The sequence below is a fragment of the Bacillus sp. 1780r2a1 genome (assembly GCA_024134725.1).
Taxonomy (GTDB): Bacteria; Bacillota; Bacilli; order Bacillales; family Bacillaceae_H; genus Priestia; species Priestia aryabhattai_A.
The window spans coordinates 659,340-675,000 of sequence record CP099863.1 but is presented as its reverse complement, the minus strand read 5'-3'; the positions used below and the strand labels follow the sequence as shown (position 1 = coordinate 675,000).

12 protein-coding genes, 1 rRNA gene and 1 riboswitch (1 of these 14 running past the window's edge) are annotated in these 15,661 nt (G+C 36.6%); of the genes, 2 read left to right on the top strand and 11 right to left on the bottom strand.

Annotated features, from left to right (window positions below):
* The 7 genes from NIZ91_03545 to NIZ91_03515 form a co-directional block, all read right to left on the bottom strand.
* Positions 1–460 (bottom strand): 16S ribosomal RNA (locus NIZ91_03545) (it extends 1,093 nt beyond the left edge of the window).
* Positions 461–784: 324 nt separating this feature from the next.
* Entirely contained in the window at positions 785–2,071 is a 1,287-nt protein-coding gene (gene aceA / locus NIZ91_03540) for an isocitrate lyase (protein USY57081.1), read from the bottom strand.
* A 393-nt stretch (positions 2,072–2,464) separates the two neighbouring features.
* The gene (locus NIZ91_03535) at positions 2,465–3,724 is read right to left on the bottom strand and encodes a M48 family metallopeptidase (protein ID USY55753.1); all 1,260 of its coding nucleotides are present in this window, start codon (positions 3,722–3,724) and stop codon (positions 2,465–2,467) included.
* A 183-nt stretch (positions 3,725–3,907) separates the two neighbouring features.
* The gene (locus NIZ91_03530; GenBank protein ID USY55752.1) at positions 3,908–4,684 is read right to left on the bottom strand and encodes an enoyl-CoA hydratase-related protein; all 777 of its coding nucleotides are present in this window, start codon (positions 4,682–4,684) and stop codon (positions 3,908–3,910) included.
* A 39-nt stretch (positions 4,685–4,723) separates the two neighbouring features.
* Positions 4,724–6,262 carry a fatty acid--CoA ligase family protein gene (locus NIZ91_03525; protein USY55751.1) on the bottom strand — a complete coding sequence of 513 codons (1,539 nt, stop codon included), beginning with the start codon at positions 6,260–6,262 and terminating at the stop codon, positions 4,724–4,726.
* A 421-nt stretch (positions 6,263–6,683) separates the two neighbouring features.
* The gene (locus NIZ91_03520; protein USY55750.1) at positions 6,684–7,673 is read right to left on the bottom strand and encodes a lipoate--protein ligase; all 990 of its coding nucleotides are present in this window, start codon (positions 7,671–7,673) and stop codon (positions 6,684–6,686) included.
* Between the two features lie 15 nt (positions 7,674–7,688).
* Positions 7,689–8,423 carry an MBL fold metallo-hydrolase gene (locus tag NIZ91_03515; protein USY55749.1) on the bottom strand — a complete coding sequence of 245 codons (735 nt, stop codon included), beginning with the start codon at positions 8,421–8,423 and terminating at the stop codon, positions 7,689–7,691.
* Positions 8,424–8,645: 222 nt separating this feature from the next.
* Between NIZ91_03515 and NIZ91_03510 the strand changes: the two genes are divergently transcribed.
* The gene (locus NIZ91_03510; protein USY55748.1) at positions 8,646–8,777 is read left to right on the top strand and encodes a YhfH family protein; all 132 of its coding nucleotides are present in this window, start codon (positions 8,646–8,648) and stop codon (positions 8,775–8,777) included.
* Positions 8,778–8,955: 178 nt separating this feature from the next.
* Here the strand turns inward: NIZ91_03510 and NIZ91_03505 are convergent, their stop codons facing one another.
* Positions 8,956–9,120, bottom strand: a complete 165-nt coding sequence (locus tag NIZ91_03505) for an aspartyl-phosphate phosphatase Spo0E family protein (protein ID USY55747.1) — start codon at positions 9,118–9,120, stop codon at positions 8,956–8,958.
* 166 nt (positions 9,121–9,286) lie between these two features.
* Entirely contained in the window at positions 9,287–10,468 is a 1,182-nt protein-coding gene (locus NIZ91_03500) for a peptidase M14 (protein ID USY55746.1), read from the bottom strand.
* A 244-nt stretch (positions 10,469–10,712) separates the two neighbouring features.
* Positions 10,713–10,814: riboswitch (purine riboswitch) on the top strand.
* Between the two features lie 69 nt (positions 10,815–10,883).
* Here NIZ91_03500 and NIZ91_03495 point away from each other — a divergent pair.
* Positions 10,884–12,074 (top strand): NupC/NupG family nucleoside CNT transporter, encoded by a 1,191-nt coding sequence (locus NIZ91_03495; protein USY55745.1) that lies wholly within the window; start codon positions 10,884–10,886, stop codon positions 12,072–12,074.
* 62 nt (positions 12,075–12,136) lie between these two features.
* On the opposite strand, the gene NIZ91_03490 is transcribed toward NIZ91_03495, so the two are convergent.
* Both NIZ91_03490 and NIZ91_03485 read right to left on the bottom strand, forming a co-directional pair.
* On the bottom strand, positions 12,137–13,723 hold the full coding sequence (locus NIZ91_03490; GenBank protein USY55744.1) for a response regulator: 1,587 nt from the start codon (positions 13,721–13,723) through the stop codon (positions 12,137–12,139).
* Entirely contained in the window at positions 13,704–15,527 is a 1,824-nt protein-coding gene (locus NIZ91_03485) for a sensor histidine kinase (protein USY55743.1), read from the bottom strand. Before NIZ91_03485 ends, NIZ91_03490 begins: the two co-directional genes overlap by 20 nt.
* Between the last annotated feature and the right edge of the window lie 134 nt (positions 15,528–15,661).

Below are 15,661 nucleotides of genomic sequence, written 5' to 3'. Positions count from 1 at the left end.
TTCTTCCCTAACAACAGAGTTTTACGACCCGAAAGCCTTCATCACTCACGCGGCGTTGCTCCGTCAGACTTTCGTCCATTGCGGAAGATTCCCTACTGCTGCCTCCCGTAGGAGTCTGGGCCGTGTCTCAGTCCCAGTGTGGCCGATCACCCTCTCAGGTCGGCTATGCATCGTTGCCTTGGTGAGCCGTTACCTCACCAACTAGCTAATGCACCGCGGGCCCATCTGTAAGTGATAGCCGAAACCATCTTTCAATTTTCTCTTATGCAAGAGAAAATGTTATCCGGTATTAGCTCCGGTTTCCCGGAGTTATCCCAGTCTTACAGGCAGGTTGCCCACGTGTTACTCACCCGTCCGCCGCTAACGTCATAGAAGCAAGCTTCTAATCAGTTCGCTCGACTTGCATGTATTAGGCACGCCGCCAGCGTTCATCCTGAGCCAGGATCAAACTCTCCGAAGAAATGTTTGACTTGCTCATAAAAGTTTAAAAAAATTAACGTTGACGTTTGTCGCTTTGTTCAGTTTTCAAAGTTCAACCGTCGCTCTCAGACGACTTTACTATCTTACCAAGTTATCAACTTGTTGTCAACAACTTTTTTGTTTTTTGTTTCATTCTTAACTTGTTTGTTACCTGTTCGTTAAGAACATTTATTAATATAACAAATGAAATACTACTTGGCAATCCCTAAATAATAAGTTTAAATTTTCAATTATATTAAAGGGGTAATTTTTACTCACAATAAAAAAACACAAGTGGCTTTCACTTGTGTTTTTGGTTTTTCTATTATTTGCTGGTAAACTGCTCTTCTTCCGTTGAACCTTTTAGTGCTGTTGTAGACGATGTACCACCTGATACAACTTGAGCAACCTCATCAAAGTAACCCGTACCTACCTCTCTTTGATGTCTTGTTGCCGTATAGCCATTTATTTCACTACTAAACTCTCTCTCTTGCAGCTCCGAATAAGCCGCCATACCTCTATCTTTATAGCCTCTAGCTAATTCAAACATGCTATGATTAAGCGCATGGAAGCCCGCCAACGTAACAAATTGAAATTTGTAACCCATCTTTGCAATTTCTCTTTGAAACTTTTCAATCGTTTTTGCATCCAGCTTTTTCTTCCAGTTAAATGAAGGTGAACAGTTATACGCCAACATTTTACCAGGAAACTTTTCATGAATTGCGTCCGCAAATTGTTGTGCTTGTGCTAAATTAGGCTCAGATGTCTCACACCAAATTAAATCAGCATACGGTGCATAAGCTAATCCTCTAGCAATCGCTTGATCTAGCCCTGCTTTTGTACGATAAAAACCTTCTGCAGTTCTCTCTCCTCTAATAAATTGCTTATCAACCGGATCAATATCACTTGTGATTAAATCTGCAGCATCTGCATCCGTACGTGCAATTAATATAGTAGGAACTCCCATAACATCTGCCGCTAACCTAGCAGCAATCAAGTTTTTAACCGCCGTTTGGGTAGGAAGTAAGACTTTTCCTCCAAGATGACCACATTTCTTCTCTGAAGATAACTGATCTTCAAAGTGAACCGCAGATGCACCTGATTCAATCATACCTTTCATCAACTCAAATACGTTGAGTTGTCCGCCAAACCCAGCTTCAGCATCTGCAATAATTGGAGCAAAGTAATCAACTTCTCCTTCTCCTTCTAGATGTTGAATCTGGTCGGCACGTTGGAGCGCTTGATTAATTCTTTTTACAACATGGGGAACGCTATTAGCTGGATACAAACTTTGGTCAGGATACATATGGCCGGATAAGTTGGCATCTGCCGCTACTTGCCATCCGCTTAAATAAATAGCCTTTAACCCTGCCTTTATTTGCTGAACGGCTTGATTCCCAGTTAATGCTCCTAACGCATGAATGTAGTCTTCTGTTTGAAGCAAATTCCAAAATTTATTGGCACCCCTTCTAGCCAATGTATGTTCAATATCTATGGAGCCTCTTAAACCAATTACTTTCTCTGCTGAATAAGGTCTTTCGATTCCACTCCAACGCTCATCATTTTTCCAACTATTCTCTAATTGCTTTACTCTTAAATCGTTCACTTTAATATCCCCCTTGCGATTTTCTCTTCTTTTTAGCTTTCCTATTAGCTACTAATTCGCTTGCATGCATTTGTTTAGAAACAATACATCAACTTTATAAGTGTGAGAGTTACAAGAATGAAAGTGGGATCTTATTCAGCGTATAGCGGGATGCATCCGCTTCTTTGTTAAGTAATATGAAATATTCCGCTATTTTTATAACTTTAAATGTTATGAGAACCACAACTCCTCCTTATCACTTTGTTATAAAACAGATAACCTTATACAAAAATTATTATATAACAGTATATTCAAAAGATGAACCCTTGCTTTTACAAATTTTCTATATAAGCAAGGGTTCTACGCCTAAAACCCTTGCTGTTAGTGGTTTTTCAGTAATATTTACTTTCCTTATAACAGTTATTCTTCTTTATTATGCTCTTCCATAAACTCGATTCTCTCTAAGATGGTTGGATGGCTATAACGAAATACTTTCACAAGAAACGGAGGGTTTACCTGAGATAGACCCGAACGACTAAGTTCTTGAAACGTTTTAATCGCAGCTTCCTTGTCTTCTGTTAATTCTAAAGCATACGTATCTGATTGCACTTCATGATGCCGGGACAATAAGTTTGTAGCTGGGCTAACCGCAAACGTAAGAACAGAGAGTAATAGCAAAATTAGCGGTAATGATGATACATCCTGCAACGATTTAACCTTTATATTAGTTCCCCATCTACGCATTATCATGTCCGCCAGTCTCTTTGTCACCCATAACCCAACCAAAGAAAGCACTAGAGCACTGGCAATTCCAACATAGATATGCTTTTTCACGTAATGACCCATTTCATGAGCCATGATAAATAAAATTTCATTATCACTTAGTTTATTTAAAGTAGTATCCCAAAGTACAATTCTTGAGTTTGCACCTATCCCTGTTACATACGCGTTCATTGAATTTGTCTTTTCGGACATATTCACTTCATATACATGATCCGTAGGAATGGACGCTTCATCTGCTAAGCGGAGAATTTTTTCTTCTAGCTGCTTATCTTTTAACGGATAAAAATCGTTATACAAAGGATCGATGACAACCGGCTGAATAAATGTGATAAATAAAGTAAAAGGAATTGATAATAACCATGCATAAAACCACCACCTGTTTGGGGACTTGGTGATTAAAGTATATAGAACAAACACGATTACCCACATCATAACAAGGCTTACCCAAAAGTCAGTGGTCACATCCTTCATCCAGCTTGTAAAAGGCTGCGTTGTAATATTATACGCCATCGATAATTTGTAACTAATCCAATCAAGCGGGAACGTAAATACTTGTAAAAGCAACGATAGCCAGAATACATAAATAGCAGTTTGCAAAGGCTTCATTTTTGTAATGTCTTTTGCCCACTTACTAAATTTACGCGAGAATCCTAGTACTAGAACTAAAACAAAGCTTAACCATTCATACGGCACAGAGAGAAAGAATAAAAAATCTTTTATTTGTGAGTATTCTTGCGCTAATACAAGCTCTCTTTCATTCATAAAAGTAGCCGGATCCGCACTTGTCCCTTTTAACGCATCAGGAATAGAAGTGTCGCTCCATTGAAATAAGTAAAGCCATATTAATACAGCGTATATAACAAATAGAATAAACGAACCAAGTACTATCTTCTTCATATAAACCCCTCCTTTTAAAACTTTCCAAAAGTGTACAAACAGTTATCAACTATTATTATTGTAGGTTTCATCCTGAGATTTAGAACAAGATTATTGAATTCTCTATTTTATATGGGAAGGTTCCCTTTTATCCCTTCTTATAAAAAAAGAACTGCCGCTATCGACAGTTCTTTTTCACTCTATTTATCTTCCTTTAAAAATTGGCTTTCGTTTCTCAGCAAAGGCTGTTAGAGCTTCAATACGATCTTCTGTTGGAATCGTTAACTCATAAGCTTTCCTTTCAATTTGCAAGCCTGTCTGCAAATCTACTTTCATTCCTTCTTTAATAGCAAATTTCGCTTGCTGCAAAGCAATTGGTGCATTTGCTAATATACGGCTAATAAAACAGTCAACAACATCGTTTAATTCGTGGAGCGGGCTAACCTTTGTCACTAAGCCAATCTTTTCTGCTTCGTGTGCTAGTAACCGCTCTGCTGTTAGAATTAGCTCAAGTGCTTTGGTTTCCCCAACAATGCGAGGTAAGCGTTGAGTCCCACCAGCACCAGGGATAATTCCCAAGCTTGTTTCAGTTAACCCAAGACCTACATCTTCCCCAGCAAATCGAAAATCACAGGCTAAAGCTAGTTCCATACCTCCACCAAAGGCATAACCGTTAATGATTGCAAGCGTAGGTTGTGGAAGTTGCTCAATTTTAGAAAACACTTCACCAATTTTAAAGATATTTCGCTTTACTTCTTGATCAGTAAGCGTTTTTCTTTCTTTCAAATCCGCTCCCACACTAAATGCTCTTTCACCTGCACCGATAAATTTCACAACTCGCACATCTGGATCAATACGAGCTTTTTCTATCACTTGCTCTAATTCACATAGCATGTCGTAGTTAAATGCGTTCATCGCTTCCGGTCGATTTAAAATGATTGTGGCCACTTGTTTATCCTTATCATATACAATAGATTCCATAGTACCGCCTCCTATTGAAATCGCTTCCAATTATACGTTTTACTTTCCTAACAACTCTTTCCGTAAAGCCTTTCGCAAAATCTTCCCTGTAGCATTTTTAGGCAACTCATCTAAAAATGTAATACTGCTTGGAATTTTATATTTTGCTAAATGAATTTGACAGTAATCAAGTAAATCTTGTTCACCAATATTAGCGCCTTTAGTTACAACGTAACATTTAATCTGTTCACCAAACACAGGATCGGGAATGCCAAGTACTGCCACTTCTACAATGTCAGGATGTGAATACAACACTTCTTCCACTTCTCTTGGATACACGTTGTAACCACCTACAATAATCATATCTTTTTTACGATCTACAATATAGAAATAACCTTCATGGTCCATGCGAGCCAAGTCACCCGTATACAACCATCCATTTCGAAGTGCGTGAGCCGTATCTTCAGGAAGCTTATAGTATCCTTTCATGACGTTTGCACCTTTTACAATTAACTCTCCCACTTCTCCTATAGGAACCTCTCTTCCCATTTCATCGACTACTTTGTTTTCGACATTCATAATTGAAGTTCCAATCGAACCAGGTTTGCGTTCTTTATCAATTGGGTTAAAGCACGTAACGGGAGACGCTTCTGATAAACCATACCCTTCAGCAACAACAACCCCAAATTGTCTTTCAAATTCTTTTAATAAAGCAACTGGCATCGACGCGCCTCCTGATATGCATAAACGCAGCGTCTTTACTTTTTCTTTTGCACCTTTGTTTGACTGCAAAAGAAAATTATACATCGTTGGTACACCAGCAAAAATTGTTGCTCGTTTCTCTTCTACAAGTTGAAAGAAAGTAGTTGGACTAAATTTAGGCATTACTAAAACTGTGCCACCATTCATCAGTGGGGCATTCAGCGCAACAGTTAAGCAAAAAACATGAAACATTGGCAGTGCTGCCACTACTCGATCTTCTCCGTTAATACTTAAATAATCAGCGACATCTTTAGCATTTTGATATACGTTTTGCTGAGTAAGCATAGCGCCTTTTGGTTTACCTGTCGTTCCAGAAGTATATAAAATTAAAGCTGTGTCATCTTCATCAAGTGTTGGGAAAATATATGTAACGTCTTGGTGTTGTACAAGAGATGAAAACGAATGAATGCCGTTTGAAGATAGAAGGTTGTGCTCTTGTTGAAGGTTACTTTCACAAACAATAAGATGCTGAAGCGACGAGATTTCTTCTTTTACTTCTTCTAATGAAGGGACTAAGAAATCAAGCGTAATGGCCACCTTTGCATCGCTGTTCTTTAAAATATAAGTAATTTCCCCTTTCGTGTAGGTTGGATTAATTGGGATAACTGTAGCACCAATTCTTAAAGCACCATATAATCCAATAATAAAATGCGGTGAGTTTCCAAGTAGTAATGCAATATGGTCGCCTTTTTGAACTCCTAACCTTTTTAAACCGTTTGCAAATAAAGTGATAGAGGTATCAAGATCGGCATAAGTGACTTCTTTATCTAAAAACACGTATGCAACCTTTTCAGGATACTGCTTCGCAGTGGTATGAAGCTGTAATGACAAATTCAATTCTTCTCCTCCTCTCGCCATAATGAATGAACAACCATTCATTATTTAGGCGTAATATTGGAAACATTCTTACTATATTATACTTTTTTTTATCTATCGTTGACAAGACTCTTATAAAGATAAGACTGCCTTTAAATTTTCCCCATTACAAACGATTACTGCAGCTATTATAGTTCTCTTACTTTTCATAACGCCTTACTATATATAGAAAGAGGGTGGGACATAACAAAACAGATTTTCAAAAAGACAAACAATCCTTTTTTGACCTCTTTACGTTGTTGGAATGTCCTGGCTTCATTCCACCCTGTTTCCAAAATTCGTTTCACAATCAAAATAACCTGAATGATTAAAAGTTCTTTACTTTTAATCATTCAGGTTTATCATTGGCTAAATTAATTATGACCCAGCCTGCTTTATGCTCTTAATAAATTAGATCAATAAACTCTTCTTTTTCAACATTTCCAAAGTAGTGCTTCACATCAATATTGTCTAATGCTGCTGAAATGCTAGCTCTTTCATAACGGATATTTGTTAACTTTTCTTCAACTTCGCTAACATCCCCTACTCCAAAGAAGTCTCCGTAAATTTTACATTGTGTAATGGTACCTTTACTTACTTCTAAGCGCACATCAATTTGTCCAACTGGGAAGCGGTGAGCATGCTGTACGTTAAATTTTGGTGATTTCCCATAATTCCATTCCCACGTTTGATAACGTTCGTTTGAAATCTCGTTGATTTTCTCCCAGTCTTTTTCAGTAAGCTTATATTCTTTAATATTTTCTTCTCCATTAAAAATATAGCGTAAAATAAGCTGTTTAAATTCGTTTACTGTAATTTTGTCCGTTAGAAATTCACTGATATTCGCTACGCGACTTCGAATTGACTTAATACCTTTTGACTCAATTTTATCTTTTTTTACTTTTAAAGCAGATACTACATTTTCAATTTCAGAATCAAATAAAAGCGTTCCATGACTAAACATACGACCTTTTGTTGAAAACTGTGCATTCCCGGAAATTTTACGTCCTTCGGCTAAAATGTCATTACGTCCACTTAGCTCTGCGTTTACTCCCAGTTTTGCTAATGCTTCAATAACAGGCTCCGTGAATTTCTTGAAATTATGAAAACTTTCCCCATCGTCTTTAGTAATAAAGCTAAAGTTAAGGTTACCCAAATCATGATACACGGCACCTCCACCCGATAAACGGCGAACAACATGAATTCCTTGGTCTTCTACATACTTCGTATTGATTTCTTCAATGGTATTTTGATTTTTACCAATAATGATAGATGGTTCATTCACATAAAATAATAAATATGTTTCGTTAATATCTAAATGCTTCAGCGCATATTCTTCGATTGCTAGGTTAATCCTTGGGTCATGTATATCTCCGTTGTTAATATATAACATCTTTCTTTTATCCTCCTACTTATTCCATTGTAATCCTGAACTTGCTAGAAAAACGTTCCCTGTAAACTGATTTTGTGCTTCTGTCACTAATTGTTCTACATTTCCGTAGTGTGGCAAATGCGTTAACATTAGTTCTTTCACGCTAGCACCTTGTGCTAACTTCCCTGCTTCGGTACTGGTCATATGCCCTGCACCGCTTCCATTCTGGTGAGCATAGAAATTGCATTCACAGATTACTAAATCAGCTTGCTGTGAAAAAGGCACGAATTCATCAATGAAGCTAGAATCTGCCGTATACACGACAGTTTTATCTCCAGCAGAAATTCGCATTGCAAAGCATGTTACAGGATGCTTTGTTTGTAGAAATGTAATGGTAAATGGTCCAACTTCTAACGATTGATTAGGGTTATAAGAAATCCCTTTGGTAATGCCAGAATGCGTCAGCTTCTCAAACGCTGCTTGATCATATGTATGTCCATAAATAGGTAATTCTTTCACATCATTACCTAAGTGAGATTGAATTAATCGAGCATATTGAAGTACCCCAATATCCGCAACATGATCATGATGATAGTGAGATAAAATAACTGCGTCAAGATCTTGTGGAGCTACATAATTTTGCAACTGTGCAAGTGCTCCACTTCCACAATCCACCAACAACTTATAGCCATCATGTTCAAATAAATAGCTCGAGGTTGCTTCTGACACAGCAGGGTATCCGCCCCAAAAACCAACAACTGTTACTTTCATTCAAGTTGCCCTCCCTTTCTGAATGCCTTTAGCCCTAGTATACCCCAGACCTATTTAAAATCTAAACAAAAAAGAACGGAACAAGAATTAACAGATAACTAACTGTTATATAACAAATTACGTTTTTTTATAAAAATGGGCTGTTTTTGTTCTAAAACACAGTTGCTAAAATACATCTGTTATAATACAATGTTAATAACAAATTAAACGGAGGCGATGGAGATGTTAGAAAAAATGTCTGATTTTTTCAAAAAATTACCGACTAAAAAGTGCTTAGAATGCGGCCAGGAGATCGAAGAGCAGCATGAATGCTATGGAAATAAATGCGATAACTGTGTAGATGTTATGAAATAGTAAGCGGTCACATCAAAAAGGCTCTGTTTTATAACAGAGCCTTTTTGATGTGATTAACTTCATCACTTACGCTACTCTTTTCAATTATCGAACAAATAAAACTGTTCTCTTCCGAGTTTTAACACTTTAGTAGAGTCGTGCATACTCGGTTTGCTTACAGCGACAGAAAATCATTCATTTAATCACATGAATTCTTCAATTTTTGATACAAAAAAATTTTTTTATCTAACTCCTGGCTAACTTTTAAAATCGTGCCATAAGAGTACTCATTCGTTTCCTTTGCCAAGCGATAGATGATATCTTGTAAAGCTCGAATCTCCTTTTCTAACTGAGATTGTTTCATCCAGTTACTTCATCCCCTAGGTTTAATTTCAACTACTTCATAATACCATTAACACCCGTATAAATTCATAGTTTTTTTGTAATAAATGTCATAAATTTAGACCAATCAAAAAAAAGAGAGAGGTTTTTATTCTCTCTCCATTTAGTATATTCTATGAATTGTTATCTTATAGGCCTGGTTGATATGCGGTTTTGGGAATGTCATCATACTGATTTGAATTTAGCTTATAAACAGATTCGTCTGTTACACCATGTAAAATTCCATATAAGCCTGTTTCAACCGCTTTTACAAGTTGACCTTTTTTCTTTTGTCCAAATGTGTGAGTTTGACCTCGCACTTCAAATAAGACCGTTCCGCTTCCGTTTAATGCGAATGTACCAAGAGCTGTTCCAGGTAAGTCGATATTCTGATCATACAGCGTAATATTAGTAAAAGGTGAATTGCCAACCGCCTGCAGTGCATTATAAGCTGCTAAATTAAGCTGTTTAGAAAATTCAAGGTTGTAGTTTGATTGATATTCTTCATAACGGCTTTTATTAATATCAACAAATTTTCCTGAAAGTGACATTGTCACTAAATCGTCTGTTCCCTCTACATAATAAGTACCTTGATGATGCATATCAACAAAGACATCGACATTTCCGTGCTTTTCTTTTAAACCTTTATACACATCCCTTACAGTCTGAGCTTCTGGCGTGATGAACCATCCTGGATTTCCTGAGTTACCAGGAAAATCTTTGCTTGCTGGAACATAGTCTAAGTCGGGATTAAAATCTCTGTTTACATCAAAGCCTGGCTGATTTGTATAATTAAAATATTGATTGGTATACGTGTAGTAGTTCCATGAAGGTTTTGCATCTTTCAGTTGAGGAAAGGCCTGAGTAACTTCTTGCCAAGACAAATCGTTGCCACGGCGGTTAAGCTCAGACGCATCCGGATTCATCATTGGAAGGACAACTAACGTCATCTCCTCACGCATCTTTTTTGCTTCGGGTGAATTTGTACTAAGGTTTTGCAGAATGTTTAACAAAGCTTCCGTACCTGTTTTTTCATTACCGTGAATTTCTGTTTGAATAAGTACGATCTTTTTTCCAGTACCAACCGTTGCTTTATAAATCTCGAGACCACGATTAGAATGCCCTGCTACTTCTACTTTTACAGTGCCTTTAGACGAATGTTCAATCTGTTGAAGGCGCTTTCCCAACTCTGCATGATTAATAAATCCTGATACAGAATAGGATTGCTGTGTTGAGTTATTCGTTACATTATTTGCTCCCACATATGTAGGCCCCATAAGGCTTGCTCCCATAACAATTACACCAACTGCTGATAAAAGATGCTTTTTCATTTCTTCTCCATTCCCCTTCCACTTCTCTATTCTCTACATACTAAAGTTTCTTTACGAATTTTCCGTTTCCTTTTTTTAATAGAAAAATAGGAAATTTGACTTTTAAAATCCCAACCTTTTAACTAAAAGTCTGACTTATATTTTTATTAATGCCTTGTAAAAAATGAATATTTTCAATATATAAACTTCTTAATATCTATTAATTTAATGTTGTCATACAATAGTCATATTGATAGAATGAAAACACATTTTTATACGCTTCCTTTGTATAATCGCGATAATATGGATCGCAAGTTTCTACCTAACAACCGTAAATTGTTAGACTATAAGGGAAAGCGGTACGTATGAGGTAAGACTTACTGCTGCTTTCTCCTATAGCTTGGAGGAAGCAGTTTTTTTATAGGAGGATTCCATCATGTCTTATCTCATCGGTCTACTATCACTTGTAGCAATTTTATTTGTCAGCTGGCTTTTAAGTACAAATCGCAAAATTTTCCCTTGGCGTACGGTTCTCGTAGGTCTTTCACTTGAAATTTTGTTTGTACTCTTTGTGCTTAAAGTACCTCTAGGCCAAACTTTTCTTGAAAAAATGGCATTAGGTGTTCAAAAAGTTATTAATTATAGCAATGAAGGTGTTCAGTTTGTATTCGGTGGTTTTTTTGAAAACACCAATATTACTTCTGTCTTTGCCATTAACGTACTAACGGTTATTATCTTCATTTCAGCTTTAGTGTCTGCACTTTATTATTTACGAATCATTCCTTTTTTTGTCCGAATTGTTGGAATTATCTTAGGAAAAGCCCTTGGCACTACGCAAGTTGAAACATTTAATGCAGTTGGAAACTCATTTTTAGGGCTCGCTGAAGCTCCTTTACTTGTAAAACCTTACCTTGACAAGCTTACAAGATCTGAGCTTTTTGCGGTTATGGTAGGAGGAACCGCTTCTGCTAGTGGAGCAATTCTTGTTGGATATTCTTTAATGGGAATTGATATGAAGTATTTGCTAATTGCGGTTTTTAGCGTTCCTCTTGTTTCAATTATTATTGCAAAAATTATGTTACCAGAAACCGAAGAGTCTCAAACAAAAGAAAACGTAGCAATGGAAAAAAGTAATCATGCAAATGTATTTGAAGCGATGGCAGATGGAACAGCAAGCGGCGTTATGCTAGCTTTAAACATCGGGGGCCTTTTAATTGCTTTCATTAGTATTCTTGCATTGGTTGACGGAGCACTAGGCCTTGTCAACATAGATTTAGCAACTATTTTTAGTTATGTATTTTATCCGTTTGCTATTATCATTGGTATTCCTGTCTCAGATGCTTTACAAGCTGCTTCTATTATTGGAACAAAGCTTGCAGCTAACGAATTTATTGCGTATTTAAGCTTAACTGAAGTCATGGATCAGCTATCGCCAAAAACTGTAGCAGTTCTTTCGATTGCTTTATGTAACTTTGCAAACTTTTCATCAATTGGACAGCTAATTATTGGATTAGGCTCTTTAGCCCCTTCTAGACGAAAAGATGTTTCAAAACTTAGCCTGCGCGCAATTATTGGTGGAACATTAGCTAGCTTCATTACAGCTATTCTTGTCGGTGTTTTTATGTAAATAGAAGTCTGACGACAGACGTCTGAGAAAAGACCCCCTTTTATCACAAAGGGGGTCTTTTCTCAGACCGATAGTTGACGATATTCATTCGGTGTTAATCCTTCTAGTTTCTTAAACACTTTGCGAAAATATTTATCATCTTGATAACCAATCATGTTTGCTACTTCATAAATTTTCAGCTGCTCATTTTTTAAGAGGGACTTGGCTTTTGTCATTCGAACTTTCACAATGTAGTCAGAGATGTTTTCCTGAAATTCTTGTTTAAACTTCCTTGAAATATACTCTCTACTTAAATAGAAGCGTTCTGCAATCTCTTGAAGCTTCACGTCTCGATCATAATTCATTTGTAAAAACTGCTCAATTTCATAAATTGTATCACGATTGCTTTTTTGCTTATCTCGCTTCACAATATTTAAAAAACGCACAATCTCTCTTTGTTTTCGGTTCATGTATTTCTCAAAATCAAACTTGCCTTTCGCATCAAAAAATGAAGCTAGCGCCTGCTCATAGTGACTTTGCGCATTATATGAAATTTCGTATTTCTTTAACCAGTGTTCACTAAGGAGCTGATACTCTTTTTCAATATGCAGCAACTCCTTTAAGGATAAGTAATTGGCCTGCTTCACAGCGTTCTTCACTTCATCAAAAATTGCTGTGAAAGCATCTATCTTGCCTACTTGCATTCCTTCTACGATTTTTGTATTGTAGTCCATCAAGTTTAATAATAGGCTACTTCCCTTTAAACGATCTGCTTCTTCATAAAACTCAACACAACTGTCAACTAGCACATTGCTCGCTAATAAAGCTGCCTTTGCTGTTTGATAGGATTCTAGCAATACTGAAACAGATTCAACATGACGTCCCTTGGCAAGTGGACAACATACGTTGAAAGCTAAGAAAATCTGCTTGTGTAGCCTGTTCAAAAGCTGCTTAATTTCAGAAAAATGGTCCCAGAAGATTATTACGATTTCACCCTTTTGTGATAAATAACGAAAAGCCACTCCATTCTCTTTTTCAACTAAGAGCTCATTAGCCACGTTTAAAATTGAAAAATAGGCTAAGTCACGATCTCCACCAAATGCTTGGATTGTCGCTTCATCAACCCGAATAATAGCTACTTCATACTCACTGTTTGAATGAAAGCCAAGCTCTTCATATACCGTGTCTTGTAGCACGTAGTTATTGATAATTTGGGTCAGTTTGCGATCACGATACATCGGCTTCATCTCATTAATTAACTGATAGCTATTATTGTGCTGTTTTCGTTCATGCTCTTCTTTATTCCATTCGTTTACGGCTCTTTTTAGCGTATCGTTTAAGATTGAAGGATCAACTGGCTTTAAAATGTAATCTGTCGATCCAAAATGAATTGCTTTTCTCATGTAGTGGTAATCATCATAACCAGTTACGACAATGGTTTTGGTTTTAGGAGCATGGTGCTTCATCCATTCCAATAGAGCAATCCCTCCCATATTGGGCATCTTCATATCTGTGAAAACGATTTGTGGCTTTTCTTTCTCGATAAGCGCAATCGCTTGCTCACCGTTTTCAGCTTCAATAATACTTTCAATGTGATGTGCGTCCCAGTCGCCTAAGAGCTTAATTCCTTCACGAACGTGTTCTTCATCATCAACAATCAGAACTTTCATTATTATCATCTCCTTTATTTAAATCTCGTGGTAAGGTCATTTTCACTGTAAAATGTTCGTTTTCTTTACTTTCAATCTCCATCCTTGCTACGTTTTCATAGTAGATCAATAAGCGATCTGAAATGTTTTGCAAGCCTATATGCTCTCCTATATGCTGATTAGATAGCGCTAAACTTTCACGTAAGGATGCTAATGCTTTCTCATTCATCCCTTTTCCATTGTCTCTTACGCAAATTTGTATAAAGTGTTCGTTTATTAAAGAAGCTGAGATTGTTAGCTTTCCATCTCCTACCCTTGTTTCAAATCCGTGCTTAAAAGAATTTTCTACAAGCGGCTGTAAGATCATCTTTGGAACCAATGTGTGTTTTAACTCTTCGTCAATTTGAAATTCATACGAAAACTTAGAGCCAAAGCGCTGTTTTTGTAGTGCCAAGAATGCTTCAGCATGCTTCACTTCCTCAGTGAGTGTCACAATATCTTCCTTCATATTCATACTGTATCTCATCATATTCGAAAGGAGGGTTAGTAGCTTATAGACTTCGACCGCCTTATGCTTTAAAGCAAGCGTGCCAATCGATTGAAATGCATTGTATAAAAAGTGAGGATTCACTTGGGACTGCAGCACTTTAAGTTGCGTTGATTTATTTTCAATCTCCAAGCGATATTTTCGCTTAATTAAGTCATTAATTGTTTCGACCATAGATTTAAAATGCTGACCTAGCATACCAAACTCATCGTTACCTAGTGTTTTAAAACGGACAACAAAGGAACCTTTTTCAACTTCTTTCATATTTTGAATTAAAATTCGAATCGGCTCTGTAAATCGAACTGATACAATCAATGTAGCAATAATAATCATCAATAAAAACGGTACTCCGATTAAGACACTGATCAGAGCGGTTCTTCTTGCATCTTCATATAAAACACTATAGGGAATTCGCTTTACGATATGCCATTCATCAAATGGAGCTGCTAGTTTGTCATAAACGAGTACTCCCGAAAACTTTGAATCTTCCCATTCTACGCTATGAGACTCTTTGTTTTTCAGTTGTTGAATCCACTTATACTTTTGCGTTGTCCCAATTGCTTGTTGATCTGATGAATACATAATCATTCCCTCATCGTTAATTAAATAAAAATCTTCTTCTTCTTTATTGTACAAGCTGTCTGAAGTAGATTTAACTTTAGATAAATCAATGTCTATTGACAGAAAGCCTAACAAGTTGTTAGAAGGAACTTCATTAATCATGTGATGAAAGCTAATGACTTGCTTTGGATCAGAATCTAAAATGGTTGATAAGTTATTGTAGCTGTATACTGTATGAGTAGGTTCAATTAATAGAAACCGCTGTTTTTCTTTTAACCTAGCATAATAAGAATGTGAATAAATATCTTCATATTTTTTTCGACTGCTAATTTTAGAATTGTATACCGTATAAGAATCTTGTCCGTTTTCAATATATAAATGAAGCTGCCTAATTTCTGGTCGCGTATTAAATAAATAAGATAATGTTCTTCGGACTTCTAACTGACTTGCTCCTAAATCATTATTTACACCTTCTTGTAACACTTTAATAAATGGATAATAGCCGTATAAACGCGGTGTAATATCGGAAATTTCCTGCAAGTATGTGCTCAGGTCTTCACTGCCGCTTTTGACTACCTGATAGTTAGTTGAAATAAAGCGGTTTTTAACAGTTTCTTTTGTATATTGATAAGTGAACGCATTGGAGATAATAAACGGTACAACAGTCGCAATGAGTAGAAACAAAATAAGCTTCTTGCGAATGCTCCACCCCTTCATCACAGCCCTCCTTCTTCTTACTATTCTATAAATTATATTGCATTGCTATCATTATACAATAAAAGCGCTTTCAATCTACTTTTTTTTTACAGTTTCATCACAAAAAGCCTTCTATATGTCTACTCTAATCATAC

Coding starts and splice junctions, on each gene's coding strand:
- NIZ91_03535 (USY55753.1), bottom strand. CDS start 3,724: ATGAAGAAGATAGTACTTGGTTCGTTTATTCTATTTGTTATATACGCT.
- NIZ91_03530 (USY55752.1), bottom strand. CDS start 4,684: ATGGAATCTATTGTATATGATAAGGATAAACAAGTGGCCACAATCATT.
- NIZ91_03520 (USY55750.1), bottom strand. CDS start 7,673: ATGTTATATATTAACAACGGAGATATACATGACCCAAGGATTAACCTA.
- NIZ91_03515 (USY55749.1), bottom strand. CDS start 8,423: ATGAAAGTAACAGTTGTTGGTTTTTGGGGCGGATACCCTGCTGTGTCA.
- NIZ91_03510 (USY55748.1), top strand. CDS start 8,646: ATGTTAGAAAAAATGTCTGATTTTTTCAAAAAATTACCGACTAAAAAG.
- NIZ91_03505 (USY55747.1), bottom strand. CDS start 9,120: ATGAAACAATCTCAGTTAGAAAAGGAGATTCGAGCTTTACAAGATATC.
- NIZ91_03500 (USY55746.1), bottom strand. CDS start 10,468: ATGAAAAAGCATCTTTTATCAGCAGTTGGTGTAATTGTTATGGGAGCA.
- NIZ91_03495 (USY55745.1), top strand. CDS start 10,884: ATGTCTTATCTCATCGGTCTACTATCACTTGTAGCAATTTTATTTGTC.
- NIZ91_03490 (USY55744.1), bottom strand. CDS start 13,723: ATGAAAGTTCTGATTGTTGATGATGAAGAACACGTTCGTGAAGGAATT.
- NIZ91_03485 (USY55743.1), bottom strand. CDS start 15,527: ATGAAGGGGTGGAGCATTCGCAAGAAGCTTATTTTGTTTCTACTCATT.